General features: G+C 73.3%; 15 protein-coding genes. 4 read left to right on the plus strand and 11 right to left on the minus strand.

Annotated features, from left to right (window positions below; all coding sequences use genetic code 11):
- Positions 1-828: an enoyl-CoA hydratase family protein gene (locus HZZ00_RS27495; protein WP_146463334.1), complete on the minus strand. Its 828-nt coding sequence runs from the start codon at positions 826-828 to the stop codon at positions 1-3.
- Positions 829-1,121: 293 nt separating this feature from the next.
- Here HZZ00_RS27495 and HZZ00_RS27500 point away from each other — a divergent pair, with 293 nt between their 5' ends.
- Positions 1,122-1,574 (plus strand): ATP-binding protein, encoded by a 453-nt coding sequence (locus HZZ00_RS27500; protein ID WP_180328961.1) that lies wholly within the window; start codon positions 1,122-1,124, stop codon positions 1,572-1,574.
- Here the strand turns inward: HZZ00_RS27500 and HZZ00_RS27505 are convergent.
- The 3 genes from HZZ00_RS27505 to HZZ00_RS27515 all read right to left on the minus strand — a co-directional run bounded on the left by HZZ00_RS27505 (position 1,534) and on the right by HZZ00_RS27515 (position 5,466).
- Positions 1,534-2,979: an amino acid permease gene (locus HZZ00_RS27505; protein ID WP_180328962.1), complete on the minus strand. Its 1,446-nt coding sequence runs from the start codon at positions 2,977-2,979 to the stop codon at positions 1,534-1,536. The two genes, HZZ00_RS27500 and HZZ00_RS27505, sit on opposite strands and share 41 nt — an antisense overlap.
- Before the next feature lie 121 nt (positions 2,980-3,100).
- Complete coding sequence (gene argF / locus HZZ00_RS27510) at positions 3,101-4,111, minus strand: ornithine carbamoyltransferase (protein ID WP_180328963.1); 1,011 nt, start codon at positions 4,109-4,111, stop codon at positions 3,101-3,103.
- 131 nt (positions 4,112-4,242) lie between these two features.
- Positions 4,243-5,466, minus strand: a complete 1,224-nt coding sequence (locus HZZ00_RS27515) for an arginine deiminase (RefSeq protein WP_180328964.1) — start codon at positions 5,464-5,466, stop codon at positions 4,243-4,245.
- 209 nt (positions 5,467-5,675) lie between these two features.
- Between HZZ00_RS27515 and HZZ00_RS27520 the strand changes: the two genes are divergently transcribed.
- Positions 5,676-6,275: a DUF6058 family natural product biosynthesis protein gene (locus HZZ00_RS27520; protein ID WP_180328965.1), complete on the plus strand. Its 600-nt coding sequence runs from the start codon at positions 5,676-5,678 to the stop codon at positions 6,273-6,275.
- A gap of 43 nt (positions 6,276-6,318) precedes the next feature.
- Here HZZ00_RS27520 and HZZ00_RS27525 read toward each other — a convergent pair whose 3' ends face one another.
- Entirely contained in the window at positions 6,319-8,859 is a 2,541-nt protein-coding gene (locus tag HZZ00_RS27525; RefSeq protein WP_180328966.1) for a polynucleotide kinase-phosphatase, read from the minus strand.
- Positions 8,856-10,319, minus strand: coding sequence for a 3' terminal RNA ribose 2'-O-methyltransferase Hen1 (locus HZZ00_RS27530; protein ID WP_180328967.1), 1,464 nt, complete (start codon positions 10,317-10,319; stop codon positions 8,856-8,858). Before HZZ00_RS27530 ends, HZZ00_RS27525 begins: the two co-directional genes overlap by 4 nt.
- A gap of 104 nt (positions 10,320-10,423) precedes the next feature.
- Between HZZ00_RS27530 and HZZ00_RS27535 the strand changes: the two genes are divergently transcribed.
- Complete coding sequence (locus HZZ00_RS27535; protein WP_180328968.1) at positions 10,424-11,347, plus strand: LLM class F420-dependent oxidoreductase; 924 nt, start codon at positions 10,424-10,426, stop codon at positions 11,345-11,347.
- A 27-nt stretch (positions 11,348-11,374) separates the two neighbouring features.
- On the opposite strand, the gene HZZ00_RS27540 is transcribed toward HZZ00_RS27535, so the two are convergent.
- From HZZ00_RS27540 to HZZ00_RS27560, 5 genes are all read right to left on the minus strand, one after another.
- On the minus strand, positions 11,375-12,022 hold the full coding sequence (locus HZZ00_RS27540) for a nuclear transport factor 2 family protein (protein ID WP_180328969.1): 648 nt from the start codon (positions 12,020-12,022) through the stop codon (positions 11,375-11,377).
- Positions 12,023-12,280: 258 nt separating this feature from the next.
- Complete coding sequence (locus HZZ00_RS27545) at positions 12,281-12,781, minus strand: DUF6099 family protein (RefSeq protein ID WP_180328970.1); 501 nt, start codon at positions 12,779-12,781, stop codon at positions 12,281-12,283.
- Positions 12,782-12,993: 212 nt separating this feature from the next.
- Positions 12,994-13,347, minus strand: a complete 354-nt coding sequence (locus HZZ00_RS27550) for a nucleotide pyrophosphohydrolase (protein ID WP_180328971.1) — start codon at positions 13,345-13,347, stop codon at positions 12,994-12,996.
- A complete protein-coding gene (locus tag HZZ00_RS27555) occupies positions 13,344-14,546 on the minus strand; it encodes an AAA family ATPase (RefSeq protein ID WP_180328972.1) in 1,203 nt (400 codons plus the stop codon). The genes HZZ00_RS27550 and HZZ00_RS27555 overlap by 4 nt, the downstream gene beginning before the upstream one ends.
- 183 nt (positions 14,547-14,729) lie before the next feature.
- Entirely contained in the window at positions 14,730-15,137 is a 408-nt protein-coding gene (locus HZZ00_RS27560; RefSeq protein ID WP_180328973.1) for a cell division protein SepF, read from the minus strand.
- Positions 15,138-15,331: 194 nt separating this feature from the next.
- On the opposite strand from HZZ00_RS27560, the gene HZZ00_RS27565 reads away from it, so the two are divergent.
- Positions 15,332-17,095: a hypothetical protein gene (locus HZZ00_RS27565; protein WP_374028487.1), complete on the plus strand. Its 1,764-nt coding sequence runs from the start codon at positions 15,332-15,334 to the stop codon at positions 17,093-17,095.
- The last annotated feature ends 156 nt before the right edge of the window (positions 17,096-17,251 follow it).

Here is a 17,251-nt window from a genome sequence, read left to right on the forward strand (position 1 = left end):
TCACCGCCCCTGCCACTTCGGCGGGCGCTTCTGGGTGAACGACGCGTGGAACTCCCGGTAGTCCTCGCCGTTCATCAGCAGCGCCTGGGTCGCCGCGTCCAGCTCCACGGCGGCCGCCAGCGGCATGTCCAGCTCCGCCGTCAGCAGGGCCTTCGTCTGGGCGTGGGCCAGGGCGGGGCCGGCCGCCAGCCGGCGGGCCAGGGCCTGGGCGGCCTCGTCGGCGTGGCCCTCCTCGGTGAGTTCGCTGATCAGGCCGATGCGCTCGGCCTCGGGGGCGCGGACCGGCTCGCCCAGCATCAGCAGCCGGGTGGCGTGGCCGAGGCCGACGACCCGGGGCAGCAGATAGGCCGCGCCCATGTCGCCGCCGGACAGGCCGACCCGGGTGAAGAGGAAGGCGAAGCGGGCGCTCGGGTCCGCGACCCGGAAGTCGGCCGCGAGGGCGAGCACGGCCCCGGCGCCCGCCGCGACCCCGTGCACGGCGGCGATCACCGGGAACGGGCATTCCCGCAGGGCGCGCACCACCTGGCCGGTCATCCGGTTGAAGTCGAGCAGCTGGGCGGTGTCCAGGGCGAGGGTGGCGCCGATGATCTCGTCCACGTCGCCGCCGGAGCAGAAACCGCGCCCCTCCCCGGCCAGCACCAGGGCGCGCACCGAGCGCTCCCTGGACAGCTCGGCCAGCAGATCGCGCAGGTCGGCGTAGGCACCGAAGGTGAGGGCGTTGAGCTTGTCGGGACGGGCGAGGGTGACCGTGGCGACCCCGTCGGCGAGCCGGAGGCGCAGGTGCTCCCAGTCGGCGGTGCGGGCGGCGGAGCCGGTGAAGGGACTCATGACGTGCGGCCTCCTTGGGCGGCGGTGCCGTACGTTGCGCTGTGCCTCGAAGTTATCACTTGTTTGTGACTGTCGTCACGGGCGCGCGACAGACCGGACCGCGGGAGGTGCCTCGCGCCGGGTGTCACCGCTTCGCTGCGGGCTCGTAACAGTGCGCTCGGGCGGGCGAGGCGGGGGGCCGGGCCGGGTAGGGCGTCCGGTACCGGGGCGAGGGTCCCGGGCGAAGCCCGCCGACCGTCTCGGGCGGCCGGGCCCGTACCATTCCTACAGTCGAAAGCAGGACAGCCTGCTCCATGAACGGACTCGCCTTGCACGAACGCCCCACCGAATCGGCCTCCTGGCGCCTGGCGCTGCCGCACACCGCCGCGGCGGTGCCGGTGGCCCGCGCGCTGGTGCGCACGGCCCTTTCCGAGGTGGAGCAGGCGCCCGACTGCGACACGGCGGAGCTGCTCACGGCCGAGCTGGTGGCCAACGCGGTGGAGCACACCGCGGGCCGCGGCCCGATCGAGCTGGTGGTGGAGGTGGCGCCGACCGGCTGCCAGGTCGAGGTGCACGACCCGGACCCCGCGCCGCCCGGTCAGCTGACCCGGCCGGTCCTGGAGGAGCCCGACGTGTGGCAGGAGGGCGGGCGCGGGCTGCTGCTGATCCGCGCGCTGAGCGCCTCGTGCGGACACCGCCCCACCCCGAAGGGCAAGGCGGTGTGGTTCACACTGCCTGCGGTTCCCGCTCAGCGGCGTCCGCGGTGACGCCCGCGGCGTCGCCGGCCAGCGTGGAGTGCCGGCGCCCGTAGGCGGCGTAGACGGCGAGGCCCACTGCGAGGAAGACCGCGAACTGCACCCAGGTGTGCCAGCCGGTCTCGTACATCAGGTAGAGGCAGAAGGCGATGCCGAGCAGCGGGCCCACCGGATAGAGCGGCACCCGGAAGCTGCGGCTCAGGCCCGGCTCGCGGCGGCGCAGGGCCATCACCGCGATGTTCACGACGGCCATGATCGCCAGCGTGCCGATGGTGCACAGGTTCATCACGGAGTCCAGGGAGGCGAAGGCCGCCGGGAGCGCGAAGACGACCGCGACGATCAGGGTGCCCGCGACCGGCGTGGAGGTCTTCGGGGAGACCTTCTCGAAGACCCGCGGGATCAGTCCGTCCCGGGACATCGACATCAGGATGCGGGTCTGGCCGTACATCACGGCGAGCACCACGGAGGCGATGGCGACGACCGCGCCGAAGGCGATCACACCGCCGCCGATGGTCGAGCCGGTGACCTCGTTGACGACGTAGGACAGGGCGGCGGGGCGGCCGGCGACCTGCTTGCCGCCGATGGCGCCGATCGCGGCGACCGCGACCGCGCAGTACAGCAGCGTCACGATGCCCATGCAGACCATGATCGCCACGGGGATGTCACGGCGGGGGTTCTTGGCCTCCTCGCCGGCCGTGGTGATCGCGTCGAAGCCGATGTACGAGAAGAACGCGGCGGTGGTGCCCGCGCCGATGCCACCGAGGCCGGCCGGGGAGAACGGGGTGAGGTTGCCGTGCTTGAAGGCGCTGTAGCCGATGGCGCAGAAGGCGAGCAGGATCGCCAGTTTGACGGCGGCCATGGCGGCGGTCGCCCGGGCGCTCTCGCGCACGCCGCGCACCAGCAGCACCGAGGCCATGGCGATCACCAGCACCGCGGGCAGGTTGACGATCCCGCCGTCGCCGGGTCCGGCGGACAGCAGGGCGGGCAGCTGCCAGCCGGTGAGGCTGTGCAGCAGCTCGTTGACGTACTGGCTCCAGCCGACGGCGACGGCCGAGATGGAGATGCCGTACTCCAGCAGCAGGCACCAGCCGACCAGGAAGGCGGTGGACTCGCCGAGGCCGGCGTAGGCGAAGGAGTACGAGGAGCCGGAGACCGGGATCGCGCCGCCCAGCTCCGCGAAGGAGAAGGCGGTGAAGACGCAGGTGATGGCGGCGAGGACGAAGGAGACGACGACGGCGGGGCCGGCCTGGGCGACGGAGTCGGAGAGCCCGACGAAGATGCCGGTGCCGACGATGGCGCCGACGCCGAAGCAGATGAGCTGGAAGAGCCCCATCGTGCGCTTCAGGCCGTGCCCCTCGCGGTCCGCGCCGGATTCGGCGACGAGCAGGTGGGGGGACTTGATGCGGGGAGCGGGCATTGCGGGTGGTGCTCGTTTCTGGTGGTGCGGGCGACGGGATGACGGTCGCGGCGGCGGTACCGGAATGGGTGGCTCCGGCCCGCCGATCAGGATAAGCGCTGGTCGCGGACGCGGACCAGGACTACCGGCCGAGTGTGGCGACCAGCACGGCCTTGATGGTGTGCAGCCGGTTCTCGGCCTCGTCGAAGACGATGGAGTGCGCCGACTCGAAGACCTCGTCGGTGACCTCCAGGGAGGTCAGGCCGTAGGTCTCGTGGATCTCCCGGCCGACCTTGGTGCCGAGGTCGTGGAAGGCCGGCAGGCAGTGCAGGAACTTGACGTCCGGGTTGCCGGTGGCGCGCAGCACGTCCATGGTCACCGCGTACGGCGCGAGGGCCTTGATCCGCTCGGCCCAGACCTCCTTGGGCTCGCCCATGGAGACCCACACGTCGGTGGCGACGAAGTCGGTCCCGCGCACCCCCTCGGCCACGTCCTCGGTCAGGGTGATCAGGGCGCCGCTGCGCTCGGCCAGTTCGCGGGCGCGGGCCACGATCGCGGCGTTCGGCCAGTACTGCTCGGGGGCGACGATGCGGACGTCCATGCCGAGCAGGGCGCCGGTGACCAGGTAGGAGTTGCCCATGTTGAAACGGGCGTCGCCGAGGTAGGCGAAGGCCGTCTCGGTGAGCGGCTTGGCGCTGTGCTCGGTCATGGTGAGCACGTCGGCGAGCATCTGGGTGGGGTGCCAGTCGTCGGTGAGGCCGTTGTAGACGGGCACGCCGGCCTCGGCGGCCAGCTCCTCGACCTTGGCCTGGCTGTCGCCCCGGTACTCGATGCCGTCGTACATCCGGCCGAGGACGCGGGCGGTGTCCTTGACGGACTCCTTGTGCCCGATCTGTGAGCCGGCCGGGTCGAGGTACGTGGTGTGGGCGCCCTGGTCGGCGGCGGCGACCTCGAACGCGCAGCGGGTGCGCGTCGAGGTCTTCTCGAAGATCAGCGCGATGTTGCGGCCCCGCAGGTACGGGGTCTCGGTCCCGGCCCGCTTGGCGGCCTTCAGCTCCGCGGCCAGCTCGACCAGACCGCGGAACTCCGCCTCGGTGAAGTCCAGCTCCTTGAGGAAGTGGCGGCCGGCGAGGGCGGTCGGGACTGTCGCCATGGGGGCGCTCCAGGGGTACGACGATAAGGACGATGGAATTCTATACGACCTTCGGCAAATTTATGCAGCCCCAGGGGGTGAGGTGGACATCGTCACACCGGCGCCCGGCCGGCCCGGCACCGCCCCCGCGCTCACACCGCGTCCCGCTCCACCGGGCAGCTCATGCACCGGGGGCCGCCCCGGCCCCGCCCCAGCTCGCTGCCGGGGATCTCGATGACCTCGATGCCCTGCTTGCGCAGATGGGTGTTGGTGGTGGAGTTCCGCTCGTAGGCGACGACGACCCCGGGCTCGACGGCGAGCACGTTGCAGCCGTCGTCCCACTGCTCGCGCTCGGCCGCGTGCACGTCCTGGGTGGCGGTGAGCACCCGGATCTCGCCGAGTCCGAGGGCGGCGGCGATGGCCCGGTGCATGTGCTCCGGCGGGTGGTCGGTGACCTTCAGCTCCTTCTCGCCCACGCCCGGTTCGATGGTGTACGAGCGCAGCATGCCGAGCCCCGCGTACTGGGTGAAGGTGTCGCCGTCGACCATCGTCATCACCGTGTCCAGGTGCATGAAGGCGCGCCGCTTGGGCATGTCGAGCGCCACGATGGTGCGCGCGGAGCCGGCCGCGAACAGTTTGTGCGCGAGCATCTCCACGGCCTGCGGGGTGGTGCGCTCGCTCATTCCGACGAGGACCGCGCCGTTGCCGATCACCAGCACGTCGCCGCCCTCGATGGTGGAGGGGTGGTCGGCCTGCCCCTGGGACCAGACGTGGAACCGCTCGCCGTCGAAGAGCGGGTGGTGCCGGTAGATCGCCTCGAAGTGCACGGTCTCGCGCTGCCGGGCCGGCAAACGCATGGCGTTGATGGCGACCCCGTCGTAGATCCAGGCGGAGGTGTCTCGGGTGAAGAGGTGGTTGGGGAGCGGGCCGAGCAGGAAGTCGTCCAGTTCCATCACGTGGAAGCGCACGGAGGTCGGCTCCGCGTGCGCCTCCAGGAACTCCCGCTTGGTCATGCCGCCGACCAGCGCCTCGGCCAGCTCCCGCGCGGGCAGGTTCTCGAAGGCGGAGCGCAGATGGGCGGTGGCGAGGGGGCCGTACTCGCGCTCGTCGAAGACGCGGTCCAGGACCAGGGCGCGGGCCTCGGGGACCTCCAGGGTCTCGACCAGAAGGTCGCCGAAGAGGTGGACGGCGACGCCGCGGTCGCGCAGCACGTCGGCGAACCCGTCGTGCTCGGCGCGCGCCCGGCGCACCCAGAGCACGTCGTCGAAGAGGAGGGCGTCCTTGTTGCTGGGGGTGAGCCTTTTGAGCTCAAGATCCGGCCGGTGCAGGATGACGCGGCGCAGCCGCCCGGCCTCGGAGTCGACATGGAATCCCATGCCCCCATCCTGACCACCGGGGACCGGATTCACCCGCCCCTCGACCATTTTGCGGCGCTCTCGTTGCGACTTCCGCTCCCACCGGTTCTCGTCACACTGACGGCAATCGGTGCGGTGACACGGTTCGGCGGGCGCCGAAGCGTCCGCTGGATAGCGTCCGCAGTCCGGGGCGGGCAGCCCGTCCCGCCGACGTTCCCGAAGGACCGCCCATGCCGCAGACCTCCCTGAGCCGACGACTCGCCGAGCGCTTCCGCGAGATCAACGGCGACCACCCGATGACCGAGGCCGACGACGCCTACGTCAGCGAGCAGTTCGTCACCCTGGAGCGGCTGTGCGCGGACCACGGCCGCGACGGCGACGAGGTCCGCCGCCTGATGCTGGACGGCCGGCTGCCCCTGCCGGGCTATCTGCGCTCGGACGGCGCGGAGATGGTCCCGGCCGACCTTTTCGCCCTCGCGGAGCGGGCGGGCGGCGTGGACGCGCTCGCCTCCTGGTTCACGTCCCACTGGTCCGACCCGGCGACCGCCCGCGCCGAATGGCGGGCCTACCTCGACGGCCGGTACGTCTGCCTCCGCTCGGTCTCCCCGGAGACCATCCGGCGCAAGGACGAGCTGACGACGGCGATCGGCTCGGCACCGGACGCGCCCGACGCCGGCACCCCGGCCTGGACGCGCCGTCTGCACCGGCTGATCGACGAACTGGACGCGCTGGAGCCGCAGTTCACCGGCTACGACCGCCTGCGCTTCGGCGGGCCCACGTCCCGGGACGTCTGCATCACCGCGATGAGGGCCCGCTTCCCGCGGCCGTGAGGCACCGCGGTGGCGGAGACCGGGCGCCCCCGCCGCCGGCGGCCTACAGCCGCGGGTCCACCGGCTCCGACTCCAGCGCCAGCACCGCGAACACCGCCTCGTGCACCCGCCACAGCGGCTCGCCTGCGGACAGGCGGTCGAGGGCCTCCAGGCCGAGGGCGTACTCGCGCAGGGCGAGGGAGCGCTTGTGGTTGAGGAACCGGCGGCGCAGCAGGGCGAGGTTGTCGGGGCGGGTGTACTCGGGGCCGTAGATGATGCGCAGGTACTCGCGGCCCCGGCACTTGACGCCGGGCTGGACCAGACGGCCGTCCGGGCGGCGGACCAGGGCGCCGAGCGGCTTGACGACCATGCCCTCACCGCCCCGGCCGGTCATCTCCAGCCACCAGTCGACACCGGCCCGCACCGACTCGGGGTCGCCCGTGTCCACGTACAGCCGGCGGGTGGTCCCGAGGAGGCCGGAGGAGTCGTGTTCCACCAGACGGTCGAGCAGCGCCAGTTGTTCGTCGTGCGGGAGCGCGGCGAGGCTGCGGCCCTCGGTAGCGAGGATCTGGAAGGGCGCCAGGCGGACGCCGTCCAGGCCCTCGGTGGTCCAGCAGTAGCGCCGGTACGCGGCCGTGAACGCGGCCGCGTCGGCGGCGCGTCCACGCTGCCGGTCGAGCAGGGCGCCCACGTCGGTGCCCCGTGCCGCGGCCGCCTCCAGCGCGGCCAGCGCGCCCGGGAACACCGCGCCGGACGCCGCGCCGACCGCCGCGTACTGGCTGCGCAGCAGGCCCTGGGCCTTCAGCGACCAGGGCATCAGCTCGGCGTCCAGCAGCAGCCAGTCCGTGTCCAGTCCGGACCACAGACCGGCCTCGGTGATCGCCGCGCGCAGCCGGTCCAGGACCGACTCGGTCATCTCCTCGTCGTCGAAGAACGGCCGCCCGGTACGGGTGTACAGCGCGCCCGTGGGGCCCTCCACGCCGAACCGCCGCGTGGCCGCCGCCGCGTCCCGGCACACCAGGACCACGGCCCGCGAGCCCATGTGCTTCTCCTCGCACACCACGCGCGCCACCCCGTCGGCCGCATAACCCGCGAACGCCTCCCGCGGGTGCTCCAGGTAGCCGTCCACCTCGGAGGTGGCCGTCGGCGCCATGGTCGGCGGCAGATACGGCACCAGGCGCGGGTCGAGCGCGAAGCGGCTCATGACCTCGAGGGCCGCCGCCGCGTTCTCCTCGCGCACCGCCACCCGCCCGGCGTGCCGGGTCTCCACCGCCCGGCGTCCGAAGACGTCGGCCAGGTCCAGCGGCCGGCCGTCGCGCCCGCCGGGCGCCTCGGTGCGCAGCGGCCGGACCGGCTCGTACCAGACGCGCTCGGCCGGCACGTCGACCAGCTCGCGCTCCGGCCAGCGCAGCGCGGTCAGCCGGCCGCCGAAGACGGCACCGGTGTCCAGGCAGATGGTGTTGTTGAGCCAGGTGGCCTCCGGCACCGGCGTGTGGCCGTAGACGACCGCCGCCCGGCCCCGGTAGTCCTCGGCCCACGGGTAGCGCACCGGCAGGCCGAACTCGTCGGTCTCCCCGGTGGTGTCGCCGTACAGGGCGTGCGAACGGACGCGTCCGGAGGTGCGGCCGTGGTACTTCTCGGGCAGGCCGGCGTGGCAGACGACCAGCTTGCCGCCGTCGAGGACGTAGTGGCTGACGAGACCGTCGATGAACGTGCGCACCCGCGCCCGGAACTCCTCGCTCTCGCCGTCCATCTGGGCGATGGTCTCGGCGAGGCCGTGGATGTGCTGGACGTTGCGGCCCTTGAGGTGACGGCCGTACTTGTTCTCGTGGTTGCCCGGCACGCACAGCGCGTGGCCCGCCTCCACCATGTCCATCACCCGGCGCAGCACACCGGGGCTGTCCGGGCCGCGGTCGACCAGGTCGCCGACGAACACGGCGGTGCGGCCCTCGGGGTGCACGCCGTCGTCGTACCCCAGCTTGGACAGCAGCGACTCCAGTTCGGCCGAGCAGCCGTGCACGTCGCCGATGATGTCGAAGGGGCCGGTGAGGTGGGTCAGGTCGTTGAATCGCCGCTCGGTGACGACGGTGGCGGCCTCGGCCTCCTCGACGCCGCGCAGGACGTGCACCTTGCGGAAGCCCTCGCGCTCCAGGTGCCGCAGTGAGCGCCGCAGTTCGCGGATGTGCCGCTGGATGACCCGGCGCGGCATGTCGGCGCGGTCGGTGCGGGCCGCGTTGCGCTCGGCGCACACCTCCTCGGGCATGTCGAGCACGATGGCGATGGGCAGCACGTCGTGCTTGCGCGCCAGTTCGATCAGCTGGCGCCTGCTGTCCTGCTGCACGCTGGTGGCGTCCACGACGGTGCGGCGGCCCGCGGCCAGCCGCTTGCCGGCTATGTAGTGCAGGACGTCGAAGGCGTCGCGGCTGGCGCTCTGGTCGTTCTCGTCGTCGGCGACCAGGCCGCGGCAGAAGTCGGAGGAGATCACCTCGGTGGGCTTGAAGTGCCTGCGGGCGAAGGTGGACTTGCCGGAGCCGGAGGCGCCGACGAGGACCACGAGGGAGAGGTCGGTGACGGGGAGGACCCGTCCGGTCCGTGTCTCGGTCATGCCGCCTTCGCCTCCTTCTCGGTCGTGAGGGTGAACAGGGCCAGCTGGGTGGGCGGTCCCACCTCGGGGTCGTCGGGGCCGACGGGCCGGAACCCGACCTCGTACCCGTGCCGTTCGGCGACTTCGGCGGCCCAGGAGCGGAATTCGGCGCGGGTCCACTCGAAGCGGTGGTCGCCGTGCCGGACGTGTCCGGCGGGCAGGGTCTCCCAGCGGACGTTGTACTCGACGTTCGGGGTGGTGACGACGACGGTGCGCGGGCGGGCGTGCCCGAACACGGCGTACTCCAGGGCGGGCAGCCTGGGCAGGTCGAGGTGCTCGATCACCTCGCTGAGCACGGCCGCGTCATAGCCCTTGAGCCGCTTGTCGGTGTAGGCGAGCGAGCCCTGCACCAGCCGGACGCGGGACGCCTGCCGCTCGCCCATGCGGTCGAGCTTCAGCCGCCGGGAGGCGATGGCGAGCGCCCGTACGGACACGTCGACGCCGACGATCTCGGTGAACCGGACGTCCTTCAGCAGCTCCTGCACCAACTGGCCCTGCCCGCAGCCGAGGTCGAGCACCCGGGCGGCGCCGCTGGCGCGCAGCGCGGTGACGATCGCCTCGCGGCGCTGGACCGCGAGCGGGGTCGGCTTCTCCTCCGCCTCGGTCTCCTGGCCGACCGCGTTGTCGATCTCCTCGACCTCGCTGTCGTCGGCCTCGGCGAGCCGCACCAGCTCCAGCGCCTCACGCGCCTGCCGGGTCAGCGACCACCGGCGGGAGAGATAGCGGCTGGTGATCAGCTGCTGCTCCGGGTGGCCGGGCAGCCAGCCCTCGCCGGCCCGCAGCAGCTTGTCCACCTCGTCGGCGGAGACCCAGTAGTGCTTGGCGTCGTCGAGGACCGGCAGCAGCACGTACAGGTGGCGCAGCGCCTCGGCGAGGGTGAGCGCGTCCGACTCCAGGACCAGGCGGACGTAGCGCGAGTCGCCCCACTGCGGGAACTCCGTGTCCAGCGGGACCGGTTCGGCGCCCACCGTCCAGCCGAGCGGCTCGAAGAGCCTTCGCACGAGAGGGGCGCCGCCGCGGGCGGGCACGGCCGGGACCTCGATGCGCAGCGGCAGCGGGGCGGCGGCCCGCTCGGGGCGGGCGGCGCACACCCCCCGCATGGCGCTGGAGAAGACGCCGCTCAGGGCGACGGCGAGGAGGGAGGAGGCGGCGTAGGGGCGGTCGTTCACGTACTGCGCGAGCGCCGCGTCGGGGGCGCCGCCGCGGCCCTTGCCCTTGCCGCGCCGCACCAGCGCCACCGGATCGGTCTCCAGCAGCAGGGCGGCCGTGCAGCGCGCGTCGTCCGCCTCGGGGTAGAAGACGTGCGCGGTGCCGTAGGACGTGGAGAACCTCTGCGCCTTGCCGGGGTGCTTGTGCAGCAGGTACCCGAGGTCGGTGGCCGGGTGGGCGGCGTCGCCGCTGGTGGAGATCGTCAGGAACACGCGTCCGAGTCTCCCCGCCCGGGCACCCCCGTGACCACCTGTTTTCCGCCCCGCTGCCCGCTGCCCCGCGCGGGTGGCCGCACGGCGGCATGCATGATGGATGCATGGATCTTCGAGTCTTCACAGAACCCCAGCAGGGCGCGACCTACGACACGCTGCTGCGCGTCGCCAAGACCGCGGAGGAGCTGGGCTACGACGCTTTCTTCCGCTCGGACCACTACCTCCACATGGGCGACGTGGACGGTCTGCCCGGTCCCACCGACGCCTGGATCACCCTGGCCGGCATCGCCCGGGAGACCAGCCGCATCCGGCTCGGCACGCTGATGACGGCGGGCACCTTCCGGCTGCCGGGCGTCCTGGCCATCCAGGTGGCGCAGGTCGACCAGATGTCCGGCGGGCGGGTGGAGCTGGGGCTGGGCTCGGGCTGGTACGAGGAGGAGCACAAGGCGTACGGCATCCCCTTCCCGAAGGAGAAGTTCGGGCGCCTGGAGGAGCAACTGGCCATCGTCACGGGGCTGTGGCGGACGCCGGTCGGCGAGCGGTTCGACTACGACGGCACGTTCTACCGGTTGCAGGACTCCCCGGCGCTGCCGAAGCCCGCGCAGGCCAAGGTGCCGGTCCTCATCGGCGGGCACGGCGCCAAGCGGACGCCGGCGCTCGCGGCGCGGTACGCCGACGAGTTCAACATCCCGTTCGCCTCCGTCGAGGACAGTGAGCGCCAGTTCGGCCGGGTCCGGGCCGCGGCCGAGGAGCACGGGCGCAGGGGCGACGACCTCGTCTACTCCAACGCGCTGGTCGCCTGCGTCGGCAGGAACGACGCCGAGGTCAAGCGGCGCGCGGACGCCATCGGCCGCGAGGTGGACGAGCTGAAGGCCAACGGTCTCGCGGGCTCCCCCGCCGAGGTCGTGGAGAAGCTGGGCCGCTACGCCGCGGTCGGCTCGACCCGCGTCTACTTCCAGATGCTGGACCTGGACGACCTGGACCACCTGGAGCTGATCGCCGCCGAGGTCATGCCGCAGGTCGCCTGACCGCCGCCCCCGGCCGGGCCGGCTCGGTCACCGGCCCGGCCGCCCGGTCGTTCGACGGTGCCGGTGACAGGCCTTGTCGGCGATGCGCCGGCCGCCGTCGGCGCGCACGAGCAGGAAGACGTCGGTGAACGTGTCCGCGCCGTGCGTGAGTGTCATGGTCGCGGTCGCGACGGTGCCGTGGACGCCGACGGTGTCGAGGCGGCGGGAGCGGTCCGGCTCGTCCGGGGCCGGCTCGCCCGGGAAGAGCGCGCAGTACTCCTCCAGGCACCACGAGCCGAACGCGCCGTCCCGGATTCCTCCGATGCGGGCGGTGGGCAGGAACGCGTCGCGGAAGCGGGCGGGGTCGCCGGTGGCGTGTCCGCGGACGCAGGCGCCGAGCGGGTCGGGCACCGCGTCCTCCACCGCGGGTGCGGTGGCCGCGACGGCGATGTCGGTGTCCGGCGTGGTCGAGGCTCCGGTCGGACCGGCCCCGCCGCGCGAGGGGGTGTCCGGGGCAGCGGCCGGCAGGGCCATGTCCGTGGCCGGCGCGCCGATGGTGAACTCGGTGGCGGCCGGGTTCGGTTCGCCGAGGAGGAAGGTCCGCTCGCGGGCCACGAGCCCGCCGAGCTGCCCGTGTTCCAGGACGTCCAGTACCTGGCCGCGCGTCGACCTCGCCGCGGCGGATCTGCCGGGCAAGCCGGCCCTGGTCGCGACCGGTCACGCCATCGCGCCGATACCCGGGGTGCTGACGCACGCGCTGCGCGCCGACGTCACACGGCCGGTCTCGGGGACCCCTCGACCCGCGGCATCTGCACGGTCGCCCCGCGCCGTGACCCCCGCCCCTTGGCGGGCCTTCTGTTCGACCAGCTCGCGGCGGCCTTCGGCGCGGCACGTCCGGGCCACGCCGCCCCGGCCTGAGGACGTGTGCCGCCCCACCGCAGGTTCCGGCGCGGGCTACGCGCACGGTGCGCCGCCGAAGGGGCTGCCCTGGTTGTCGTTCGCCGATAACACCTCCTCGCGCGCCGCCAGTTTGCGCAGCATCTCGCGGACGCGGTCGCGGGACTCGTCGGCCGCGTCGATCGCCTCCATGCACTGCCAGTACGTCGTCTCGTCCGCCGCGGTGCTGGCCACGCCGACCAGCGCCATGCCGACCTCGCCGAGCAGGCCGCCGAGGCAGAGCAGGGTCTCGCGGGCGTCGTCCAGCCGGGTGAGCTGGGCCGCGCGCAGATCGCCGGGGTCCAGTTCGGGCGGATCGAGGACGCCGCAGCCCCGGCCCGCCAGCTCGGTCAGACCGAGCGCTTCGCCGCGCAGCTCCGGTGGCCCGGAGACCGCGAGCCTGCTGCCGATCGCCTGCGCGAGTGCCTGCGCCTGCCACACCTCCGCCAGCAGCCCGGGCGTGTCCGTCCCGCTCGCCAGGGCCCGCCTGCCGGTGAGGATGAGCCGTACCGCGTCCATCCGCCGCCCCCGTCCCTTCACTCACTCGCTCGCATGTTCACTGACTCTCTTGTCCACTACCCAGAGTGAAGGTCGCTGGGACGAAAAGCTAGAGGAAGCCCGAAATCTGGGGACAACAATTCAGATTCGATCGGCAATTCGACTGCGGAGAGTGACAACGGAAGCGGGGTGTCCGGCTGTTGAAGGGAGTGTGGCGTCCGTTCGTACGGCAGTCAGCCGGGTTCGTCCCCCGCCTCTGTCCCCGGCAGCGGGAAGCGCCGTTCGTTGCGGTCGATCTTCTCCGCCAGTGCGGTCAGCGGGTCGATGCCCAGGACCTCGCAGAACTGGAGGAGGTAGGCGAGCACGTCGGCGACCTCGTCGCGGACACGGTGCGCGGTGCCGGGGTCGGCCATCACCCGGGCGGACTCCTCCGGGGTCAACCACTGGAAGATCTCGACCAGTTCGGAGGCCTCCACGCTGAGCGCGGCGACGAGGTTCTTGGGCGTGTGGTACGGCCCCCAGTCGCGGGCGGCGGCGAACTCGGCCAGCCGGCGCTGGAGTCGGGGCAGGTCGGGGTGTTCCGTCACGGGTTCAGGTGTACCACCGTGACGCCCTCCGTCCCGGCGGCCCAGGACGCGTCGTTGACCGCCGCCACACAGCGGATGTGCCCGCGCTCGCCCATCCGCACCGCCAGCCGCAGCAGGGCGCGGCGCTGGGCCGGGTCGAGACAGCGGTCGAAGCCGTCGGCGAGGACGGTGAGGGAGCGCAGCGCGTCGGGCACCTCGCCCGGCGGGTCGATGTCCAGCACCCCGGGCCCGGTCAGCAGTACCAACGCCATTGCCAGATAGCGCAGTTCGCCCTCGCCGAGCCGGGCCAGGTCGGTGCGGTGCCCGTCGCCGCGGTCGAGCAGGGCCCGTACCGTGCCGTCGAAGAGCGGTTCGGCGATCAGGTCGGCCACCGGCCCGGCACAGCCCGCCTCCAGCGCCTCGACCAGCCGGGCGTGCCGGCGGGCGCACTCGGCGCGGGTGCGCCACAGCACCTCGGCGAGGTTGTCGCAGCCGCGCATCAGCCGGCCGTGGCCGATGGGCACGGGGGTGCGCATGCAGTCGGGGCGCGGGTCGCAGGCGAAGACCGAGCGCAGGGCGACGACCATCTGCTCGGCCGCGGCCAGCACCCGGCGCTGCCCGTCCGTCTTGCCGGCCACCCGCAGCGGCAGCAGGGCGGTGCCCAGGCGGTCGTCGGGGAGCGGCGCGCGGGTCACCGGCGCGGCGCCCGCGGTGTGCCAGGCGGCCTGCACGGTGCGCCGCCCGGGGTCGCGCAGCGCGGTCTCCAGGAGCACGACGCCTGCCGCGGTGAGCCGTTCGCCCACGATCCGCGGGTGCGGCTCGGCCTGGACGGCGATGTCGAGCCGGACCGGACCCTCGGCGCCGTCGGCCGTACAGCCGATCCTGAAGCCCCTGCGGCCCTCGGCGTCGGGCCGGGCCCGGTCGGGCACACAGGCGGCCGGGTCCGGGAACGCCTCCACGAGCGAGGCGCCCCCGCCGAGCCGGGCCAGCCCCTCGTACGCCGCGAGCGCGGTCGTCTTGCCCGCGCCGCTGGGCCCCGCGAACACGGTGACCGGCCCCAGCGGGTACCCGACCCGCCGGTGTCCCGCGAAGGCCGACAGCCGCAACTCGGTGATCCGCGGCCGCGCGTCGGGCGGACCGACGGCCCCGGCGAACGCGTCGCCCACCGCCGTACCGACGACGGGCACGGAGGAGACGGAGGACACGGAGGGCACGGACATGCCCGAACGGTAGGACCCCGCCCGGGGGACCGAACCGTTTCCCCCGGCGGCGTTCCCACGATCGGGGGGGGCGCGCGGTTGCGGCGATGACCCGCGCGTCACCGGACCGGGTGACGGAAGCCGGTGTCGCACGTCCGGCCCCGGGCGCCGCGCCCCACTCGCCGCGGGACCCGGCGTCCGCCGTCAGCCCGCGCCCTCCATCAGCCCGCTGACCTCCGTGCCGGGCGGAGTGAGGAGGAACACGTTGCGGTCGACCCGGTGCATTCCGCTGCCCAGACCGAAGACGACACCCGTGCTGAAGTCGAGCACGCGTTTGGCGACGTCGCCCTCCGCGCCGGAGAGGTCCAGGAGGACCGGCGTGCCGGCCATCACGGTCTCGGCCACCTCGCGGGCGTCCGCGAAGACATTCACCCGCAGGACCACGAAGCGGCGCCGGGTCTCGGTCTCGTCGTCGGGCAGCGAGCGGTGGTTCACCGCGGACGGCCAGGCGTCCCGGCCCCGCAACGGCACGACCTGGGCGAGCCCTTCCCACTGTTCATCGGTGACGTCGTAACGGCTCACCGGCTCCCCCCGACCTGACTCGCACTCCATGCCTGCACCAGCCAATTCTTACGCCAAGTCACCCGTTCGGCCCAACAACGACACGGGTGGCATCGCCCCGATGACGCCGAACCCGCCCCAGGCTGGGGCACATGTACGAATACGCCCGCTTCTTACCGCCCTCATACCGGACTCTTCACCTGTCGCCGCGAGCCGCTCACACGTCGCCGATAGCGTCCGATCCCGTGCACTTGGCAGAAACACAGCAGGTGACGCCCGGCCGGCGGACGCAGTCGGCGGTGTCCGCCGTACCGGGACCGCGCGCGGAGGTCCCCGGGGCCCCCGCGCAGTGGCACCGGGTGCTCACCCTCCTCGCCGACGTGAGCCTCTTCATCGGCACCCGCTCGGTCTGGACCCAGGCGGCCACGCACCGTCTCGTCCTCGCCGGGGTCATCTCCGTCTGCTACGCCGCGATCCTGGTGACCGGCGTGCTGACGCTGACGGTCCGCCGGGCGCGCTCGCTGGCCCGTCTGGACCTCGTGGTGCTGGTGACGGCGATCGTCCTCACGCTGTGCGCGTGGGCGCTGAACCACGCGGGCGGCGACGAGGCGGTCCTCACCACCCAGGCCGCCAAGGAACTCGCCGGCGGGCACACGCTGTACGACCACCCCTGGCCGTGGCTGTTCCACATCAAGGGCGTGGCGCTGACGGCGACGACGAGCGGCGGGTACGACTACACGTACGGCTATCCCCCGCTGGCGCCGCTGCTCACCATGCCGTTCCTGTGGCTGGGGCACAACGGCGCCCCGGCGACCGCGGCGGCCACGGCGGCGCTGGTCGTGGGCTCGGTGCTGCTGTGGCGGATGCTGCCGGCGCCGTGGCGCTCGGCGGCCACCATGGTGTGCCTGGGCTTCGGTTTCCTGCCGATGTACGCCCGTCAGGGCTATCCCGCGATCGTCGCGCTCGCCCTGCTCGTGCCGGTGGTGGTCCGCTGGCCCCGGCTGGGCGCGGGCGGCCGGCTCGGCGCGGCCGGCATCGCGCGGGCCGCGTGCCTCGGCGCGGCGTGCGCGGCCCAGCAACTGCCCTGGTTCGTGACACCGTTCCTGCTCGCCGGGATCTACGCGGTGCGCCGCGGCGAGCTGGGCGGGCGGGCGGCCGCGCGGGTGGTGCTGCGGATCGCCGGGGTCGCGGTGACGGCCTTCCTGCTGATCAACGCGTATCTGATCGTGACCGAGCCCGGCCCGTGGCTGCGGGGCATCGCGCTGCCGCTGACCCAGGGCGCGGTGCTGCACGGCCAGGGCCTGGTGGACGTCTCGCTGTACTTCACCCACGGCAGCGACCGGCTCGACTGGTACAGCCACGCCAGCATGCTGCTCGCCGCCGCCCTGCTGGCCCTGTTCGTGCTGTTCGTACGGCGGCTCGGCCCCGCCGCGACCGTGCTGCCGTGGTGCGCGTTCTATCTGGCGACGCGCTCGCAGGACGGTTACTACCTGATGATGACCCCGCTGTGGCTGGCGGCGGCGGTCACGGTGCCGCTGTCCGAGTTCGGCAACGCCTGGCAGCCGCGGCCGGGTCCGCTGACCGGCCCGCGCCGCAGGCCCGCGCTGGCCGCGGCCGTCGTGGTGCTGCTGGCGCCCGCGCTGGTGAGCGCGGTCCTCGCGGCCACGGGGCGCGCGCCGCTGCGGATGGACATCGCCTCGGTCCGGCACCGCCCGGGGCGCACGGTGACCGGGCTGACCCTGAAGGTCGCCAACACCGGCGACACCCCGCTCACCCCGTACTACATGCTCACCACGGGCCAGGGCATGAACCGCTACTGGTCGCGCACGCACGGCCCGGCCACGATCCCCGCGCACACCACGACGACCGTCGAACTGCGCGCTCCGTCCGGCCACTTCACCGTCCCGGCGAAGACGGGCACCCATCTGCGCCTGCGCGCCTTCACGGGCACCCCGCAGACACTGTCCACCCGCGACGTGCGCCGCTCCGACCTCGGCATCGGGGACTGACCCGGCCGGGGCCCGACCGCGCAGCCGCGCGACACGACGCCGCCCCGTCACGCCGCCCCGTCACGGCCGCGCCGCCGGGGCTGCCCCACGCGGGCGCCGTCGTCGCGGCCGGCCCTCGTCGCCGTCTCCGCCGAGGGCGACGTCCCGCACCGGAGT

Source organism: Streptomyces sp. NEAU-sy36, from assembly GCF_013423905.1.
In the GTDB taxonomy this organism is placed as follows: domain Bacteria; phylum Actinomycetota; class Actinomycetes; order Streptomycetales; family Streptomycetaceae; genus Streptomyces; species Streptomyces misionensis.

Excerpts from the sequence above, each read along its gene's own strand:
- HZZ00_RS27495 (WP_146463334.1), bottom strand. The coding sequence starts at position 828 with ATGAGTCCCTTCACCGGCTCCGCCGCCCGCACCGCCGACTGGGAGCAC.
- HZZ00_RS27500 (WP_180328961.1), top strand. The coding sequence starts at position 1,122 with ATGAACGGACTCGCCTTGCACGAACGCCCCACCGAATCGGCCTCCTGG.
- HZZ00_RS27505 (WP_180328962.1), bottom strand. The coding sequence starts at position 2,979 with ATGCCCGCTCCCCGCATCAAGTCCCCCCACCTGCTCGTCGCCGAATCC.
- argF (WP_180328963.1), bottom strand. The coding sequence starts at position 4,111 with ATGGCGACAGTCCCGACCGCCCTCGCCGGCCGCCACTTCCTCAAGGAG.
- HZZ00_RS27515 (WP_180328964.1), bottom strand. The coding sequence starts at position 5,466 with ATGGGATTCCATGTCGACTCCGAGGCCGGGCGGCTGCGCCGCGTCATC.
- HZZ00_RS27520 (WP_180328965.1), top strand. The coding sequence starts at position 5,676 with ATGCCGCAGACCTCCCTGAGCCGACGACTCGCCGAGCGCTTCCGCGAG.
- HZZ00_RS27525 (WP_180328966.1), bottom strand. The coding sequence starts at position 8,859 with ATGACCGAGACACGGACCGGACGGGTCCTCCCCGTCACCGACCTCTCC.
- HZZ00_RS27535 (WP_180328968.1), top strand. The coding sequence starts at position 10,424 with ATGGATCTTCGAGTCTTCACAGAACCCCAGCAGGGCGCGACCTACGAC.
- HZZ00_RS27545 (WP_180328970.1), bottom strand. The coding sequence starts at position 12,781 with ATGGACGCGGTACGGCTCATCCTCACCGGCAGGCGGGCCCTGGCGAGC.
- HZZ00_RS27555 (WP_180328972.1), bottom strand. The coding sequence starts at position 14,546 with ATGTCCGTGCCCTCCGTGTCCTCCGTCTCCTCCGTGCCCGTCGTCGGT.
- HZZ00_RS27560 (WP_180328973.1), bottom strand. The coding sequence starts at position 15,137 with ATGGAGTGCGAGTCAGGTCGGGGGGAGCCGGTGAGCCGTTACGACGTC.